Here is a 6,334-nt window from a genome sequence, read left to right on the forward strand (position 1 = left end):
CACGGAACATCGTCGAAGGTCGCGTCAAAAAACAACCCAACCGATTGATATATATGAAAAATAATTTAATGAATCAGAGGCCGTATGACCGTGGAAAAATCGCAATCGCCTGCTGCATGCGCAGGCGTTTCATCGGTACTGCGTGAGCAGGCCCTCAAGCACCCTGCAACACTCCTCATCAAACCTTACGTGAGCCCCTTCTCATGAGCGGACCCAATGCGCGGCGAGCTGAAGCGCAGCCTGAAAAATCGACACATTCAACTGATCGCCTTGGGTGGGGCAGTGGGTACCGGCCTGTTCCCAGGCTCGGCGGGAGCACTCAAGTCTGCCGTCCCCTCAATGATCCTTGGCTACGCGATTTGCGGTTTCATCGCCTTCATGATCATGCGGCAGTTGGGTGAAATGATCGTTGAAGAGCCCGTGGCCGGCTCTTTCAGCCACTTCGCCCACAAGTACTGGGGCGGGTTCGCCGGCTTCCTGTCGGGATGGAACTGCTGGATCTTGTACATCCTGGTTGGCATGTCCGAACTGGCAGCCGTCGGCAAATACGTGCACTACTGATGGCCAGAGATTCCGACCTGGGTATCGGCCGCAGTCTTCTTCGTGTTGATCAATGCAATCAACCTGACAAACGTCAAAATATTCGGCGAGGTCGAATTCTGGTTTGCCATCATCAAGGTCCTGGCCGTGATCGGCATGATTGCCATGGGCAGCTATCTTCTGGTCAGCGGTAACGCAGGGCCACAAGCCTCGCTGAGCAACCTGTGGCAACACGGCGGTTTTTTTCCCCTATGGGGTGGGCGGGTTGGCGATGTCCATGGCGATCATCATGCTGTCCTTCGGCGGTCTGGAGATGCTCGGTTCCACCGCTGCCGAGGCCGAAAAACCTCGGACCGTGATCCCCAAAGCCATCAACCAGGTGATCTACCGTATTCTGATTTTCTACATCGGCGTGCTCGTCGTGCTGCTGTCTCTGGTGGTTGCGACGCTGGTGATCAATTGGGCGATGATCAGCCTGTCCCACGTCAAATTTCGCCAGCACATGAACCGTACCCGACAGAAACCGCTGTTCAAGGCGCTGCGGTACCCCTACGGCAACTATGTATGCCTGGCATTCCTGGTATTCATATTGGGCGTCATGTTGATGGATCCCGTCATTCGGATCTCGGTCTATGCCATTGCGGTGTGGATTGCGCTGATGTGGGTTTGTTATGGCATCAAGCACAAACGCAGTGTTTCGCAGGACCTCTACGGGGAGGCCTGAACGATTGCAATACCGGATGAACCCATCGCCCGGGTGAGGCCGCGCACGTACCTCCCTATTTACGCGGCTTGGCCCGTGCCGTCGCTTCGGCCACCAGCGGGTCATCCGGCCAGTAGTGTTTGGGATAACGCCCCTTCAGGTCCTTCTTCACTTCGGCATAGGTGCTGCGCCAGAAGTTCGCCAGGTCCTGGGTCACCTGTACCGGCCGGCGTGCCGGGGACAACAGATGCAGCTTGACCACCTGCCGGCCACCGGCAATGCGCGGGGTTTCGGCTAGGCCGAACAATTCCTGCAAACGCACCGCGAGAATCGGCGGCTGTTCGCTGTAGTCCAGGCGAATCGACGAACCGGAAGGCACGCTCAGATGATGTGGCGCCTGTTCATCGAGGCGTTGTGGCAGTGGCCATGGCAGCAAGTTATGGACGATGCTCGACAAGTCCAGGTTGGCGAAGTGACTGAGCCGCGAGACTTTGCCCAAATACGGCATCAACCAGTGTTCGAGGCTTTTAAGCAGTGCGGCGTCGCTGACATCTGGCCATTCACTCTGGTCCTTACTGCCGAGGTCCAACTGACGTAACAACGCCACCCGCGCCTGCCACTGACGCAGCTCGGGTGTCCACGGCAACAGCTCCAGCCCTTTACGGCGCACCAGATTGATCAGCGCCTGGCTGCGAGCCGCTTCGTCCAGGCCGGTCAGCGGTTCGCGGCTCAGTACCAGTTCGCCCACCTTGCGCTGGCGCTCGGCCCGCAACACGCCTTCACGCTCATCCCAATCTAGCTGATCGACGCAACGCACTTGCTCCGCCAATACCGAATCGAACAACGCCGGATCAAAATCGGCGGCCAGATAAATCCGTTCTTCACGCTGCCCCTGCCGGCTGCCCAGGTCGGCGATCACCAGCCAGGGCTGTTTCATCAGGCTATCGGCCTCGGCGAACAAGGCCGCGCGACCGTTGGCCAGTCGATACTCCGCCCCCCCTGCGCGACGCTGCTGCGCCACCCGGTCCGGATAGGCCAGCGCCAGCAACGCGCCGAGCCAGCGCGGATGCTCCGGGTCGCTGACCGATTGTTCGGCCTTGCCACGCAGATAACCGCGATACTGCCGGGCCAATTGCCGCGCCCGCTGCACGCCGCCCTGGGCGCCACGCGCCGCACGCTCTTCACCGGACAGCAGCACCAGGCGGCTGTGCAGGTCGGCGCCGGCACCGCGCAAGATATCCCGTTCGCCGAGCAGTGCCGCCACGTCGCACGCCATGTTCGCCAGCCCCAACGCCTGACCGCGCAGCAGCAAATGGGCAATGCGCGGATGGGCCGGCAGTTCGGCCATGGCCTGACCATGACGGGTCAGTTTCCAGTCTTCAGGCGACGTACCCTCGAGTGCCCCCAGGCGCTCGAGCAAGTCCTGGGCCTGGGCATACGCCGCCGTCGGGGGTGCATCGAGCCAGACCAATTGCCCCGGTAGAACGCCCCAACGACCGAGCTGCAAGGCCAGGCCGGCGAGGTCCGCGGAGAGAATTTCAGCGCTGGCATAGGCCGCCAGTTGTTCGTGCTGATCCTGCGACCACAAGCGATAACACACTCCCGGTTCCAGGCGCCCCGCCCGACCGGCACGCTGGGTCGCGCTGGCGCGGGAGATCCGCTGGGTATCGAGACGGGTCATGCCGCTGCCGGGATCGAAACGGGGCACCCGCGCCAGGCCGGCATCGATCACGACACGTACACCGTCGATGGTCAGGCTGGTCTCGGCGATGTTGGTGGCCAGCACCACTTTGCGCTGCCCGGGTGGCGCCGGGTCGATGGCCGCCCGTTGCGCCGCCAGGTCGAGTTCACCGTGCAACGGGCACAGCAGCACTTCAGAGCGCTCGCCCAGCGCATCCGCCAACTGTTGATGGACACGCCGGATTTCCGCTTGCCCCGGCAGGAACACCAACAGGCTGCCGGTTTCATCGTTCAGCGCTTCCAAGACGGTCTGCACCAGCCGCGGCTCGATGAACTCGCCCGGCTGGAACGGCCGGCCCCAGCGCATCGTTACCGGGTACATGCGGCCTTCGCTACGCAGGATCGGCGCATCATTGAGCAAGCCGGCCAGGCGTTCACCTTCCAGGGTCGCCGACATCAGCAGGATCTTCAGTGGCTGTTCGTCCCGAAACAGCTCACGACCGTTCAGGCTCAAGGCCAGGGCCAGGTCGGCGTCGAGGCTGCGTTCGTGGTACTCGTCGAAGATCAGCAGGCCCACGCCCTCGAGCGCCGGGTCTTCCTGCAGGCGTCGGGTGAGAATGCCTTCGGTCACCACTTCGATACGGGTGTTCGGCCCGACCTTGCTGTCCAGGCGAATCCGATAGCCGACCGTTTCGCCGACCTTTTCCCCCAACTCGCTGGCCAGCCGCTCGGCCGCCGCCCGCGCCGCCAGCCGGCGCGGTTCAAGCATGAGGATCGTTTGCCCCGCCAGCCACGGCTCATTCAGCAGTGCCAAGGGCACGCGGGTGGTCTTGCCGGCACCGGGCGGTGCTTCGAGCACCGCTTCGTGGCGTGTCGACAGGGCGTCACGCAGCGCGGGTAAAACATCATCGATCGGCAAAGAAATCATGCTGGCTCCAAAACAGAGCGGCGAGTATAACGGCGAACTGCCTGACGTTAATCACGGTCCTAATGTTGACCGACGACGTTTCGTTTCAAGTTTACTCAGGAGATTTTCCATGCGTGCTCCCTTTCGCCTGATGGGCGGTGTACTGATCGCGACCCTGCTGACCCAGATCACCGCATGCGGTTCGATTCTCTATCCCGATCGCCGCGGCCAGATCGAAGGCAAGATCGACCCGGCCATTGCCGCACTCGACGCCGTGGGCCTGCTGTTCTATATCATCCCGGGGCTGATCGCCTTTGCCGTGGACTTCGCCACCGGCGCGATTTACTTCGAGCCAGGCAAGACCGCGCAGGTGGCACCGGAGAAACTCCAACAAGCCATCGACGCCGATGGCAAGGTCGATAACATCAAGTTGCAGGCTATTCTCGAAAGCGAGTTGGGCCGTCATCTGCCGCTGGACGACCCTCGCCTGATCCAGCACAAGGGCAGCGCCCAGCAACTGGCCATGCTCGGCCTGCAACCCGCCGCTTGAGGCACCGCACCGAAGGAACGATGCACCTATGACCAGCAGCACGGAACACGCCCGCCTGTTACGCCTGGCCACCCGCGCATCGGTGGCCGTGGCCAGCATCCTGATCCTCGCCAAAGCCATCGCCTGGTGGATGAGCGGGTCGGTGAGCATGCTCGCCGGCCTGACGGATTCGACCCTCGATGGCGTGACCTCACTGCTCAACCTGCTGGCGGTGCATTACGCGCTGCGCCCGGCGGACGACGATCACCGTTACGGACACGGCAAGGCCGAGTCGCTGGCCGGCATGGCCCAGGCGCTGTTCATTTCCGGCAGTGCGGTATTGATCGCACTGCAAGCCGTCGAACGGATCAAACACCCTGAACCGATTGGCGCGGCCTGGCTCAGTATTGGCGTGATTATCTTTTCCTTGCTGCTGACCGCGGCATTGCTGGTGCTGCAACAACGCGTGGTGCGCGAAACCGGCTCCAATGCGGTACGGGCCGACTCGCTGCACTACCGCTCGGACATGCTACTCAATGGCAGCATCCTGATCGCGCTGGTGCTCGCCGGATTCGGCTGGTATCAACTCGATGCCTGGTTCGGCCTGGCCATCGCCGCCTACATCCTGTGGAGTGCCATCCAGATCGCCCGGGAAAGCTTTGCCGTACTGATGGATCAGGAACTGCCCCCGGACGTCAGCCAGCGCATGCTCGAACTGGCTTGCAGCGTGCCCGGGGTACTCGGGGCCCACGACCTGCGCACCCGGGTCTCCGGCAATCACTGGTTCGTGCAACTGCACCTGGAGTTACCGGGAGAGTTGACCCTGACAGTGGCCCACGGTCTCAGCGACCAGGCGGCCGATGCCATTCGTGCGGTCTACCCGCAAGCCGAAGTCCTGGTGCATGCCGATCCGGTCGCAACAGGGGGTAAGTTCTAAGCTGCACACTTCAAACTTGAAGCTTGAAGCGTGAGGCCGCTACTCAACCCGATACCCCCGTGAGCCCAGGCAATCACCCTGGGCCTGGCGGTAGCGTTGCACCACCTGGGGCGCCGGCTGATAGGTCATGGCCCGTGGATCAAAACCACTTTGTTCGACGGCCCAGCGATAGCAGTCATAACCATCCTGGTCGACCTGCTGGCGCGACTGTCCGTTAGCCGGGTACGCCACCACGTCGTAACCGTTGCCGAGCGATGGCGGCGGTGGCTCGGGGTATCCCGCCGGCGGCTGCACCACCACGTATTCCCCAGTGTGGGCCTCGTAGCTGTAATAGACGCCAGTGGCCAGGAAAAACAGCGCACCGCCGATCCAGACTTCGCGCGCGTAATCGGGCAGGTCACTCACCCGAATCCCGTAGGGCGGGCGTACCACGACATAACGCTGACCTTGCGGGCGATACCAGTAGCCACCGGAGTAGAAGTAGTCCTGGCCCCGGTATGGCACGCGGTAGTTGCGATCAGGAAACCGATCGGTCTCATGCCCCGGCCGATAATGCGGCCCCGGTCCCCAGCCATTGCCATGACCGGCAGGGCGCCGTGGAATGTCCTGATAGTAGCCGGGACGTGGCTCCTGAGTCTGGCGGACGGCATCCGGTCGCCCCTGAATCGGCAGGTTGCTCGAGGGACTGGGCTGGTCACTGCCTTGTTGATTTGGCTGAGGCTGCTGTGTCGGCCCCTGATTACCTGCCAGCAAGGGTGTGCTGACACTGACACACATCACTCCAACACCGGCCATACGCCAGATGCGCGACTTCATGCTCTTCCTCACTGCGCGGTGGTGACCTGTACGTAAGACTGGGAAAGCACAGGCCGGTTCGGCGACAGGTTATCAGCCGCAGGACTGATTTCGCAGATCGAGTAGGAGGCGGTTTCACAACCGCCGTCCTCTCACACCACCGTACATACGGTTCCGTATACGGCGGTTCAGGTTATGCGGCTAAGCCGGTTAATCGTTTCCAGTATTGAGACAAGCCCCAGC

Annotated in this window: 4 protein-coding genes and 1 pseudogene; 3 read left to right on the forward strand and 2 right to left on the reverse strand. The window is 62.1% G+C overall.

Going from position 1 to position 6,334, the window contains the following annotated elements:
* Nucleotides 1-216 precede the first annotated feature (216 nt).
* Nucleotides 217-1,264 (forward strand): annotated as a pseudogene (locus CKW29_RS18335) (amino acid permease).
* Nucleotides 1,265-1,319: 55 nt separating this feature from the next.
* On the opposite strand, the gene hrpB reads toward CKW29_RS18335, so the two are convergent.
* Nucleotides 1,320-3,851 carry an ATP-dependent helicase HrpB gene (gene hrpB / locus CKW29_RS18340; RefSeq protein ID WP_095145424.1) on the reverse strand — a complete coding sequence of 844 codons (2,532 nt, stop codon included), beginning with the start codon at nt 3,849-3,851 and terminating at the stop codon, nt 1,320-1,322.
* A gap of 109 nt (nt 3,852-3,960) precedes the next feature.
* On the opposite strand from hrpB, the gene CKW29_RS18345 reads away from it, so the two are divergent.
* Complete coding sequence (locus CKW29_RS18345) at nt 3,961-4,380, forward strand: polyribonucleotide nucleotidyltransferase (protein WP_095080650.1); 420 nt, start codon at nt 3,961-3,963, stop codon at nt 4,378-4,380.
* A 28-nt stretch (nt 4,381-4,408) separates the two neighbouring features.
* Entirely contained in the window at nt 4,409-5,296 is an 888-nt protein-coding gene (locus tag CKW29_RS18350; RefSeq protein WP_095145423.1) for a cation diffusion facilitator family transporter, read from the forward strand.
* A gap of 39 nt (nt 5,297-5,335) precedes the next feature.
* Here the strand turns inward: CKW29_RS18350 and CKW29_RS18355 are convergent, their stop codons facing one another.
* Nucleotides 5,336-6,112: a DUF6515 family protein gene (locus CKW29_RS18355; RefSeq protein WP_095145422.1), complete on the reverse strand. Its 777-nt coding sequence runs from the start codon at nt 6,110-6,112 to the stop codon at nt 5,336-5,338.
* Nucleotides 6,113-6,334 lie beyond the last annotated feature (222 nt).

Origin of the sequence: Pseudomonas sp. Irchel s3a18, from assembly GCF_900187535.1 — a bacterium.
Lineage (GTDB): Bacteria > Pseudomonadota > Gammaproteobacteria > Pseudomonadales > Pseudomonadaceae > Aquipseudomonas.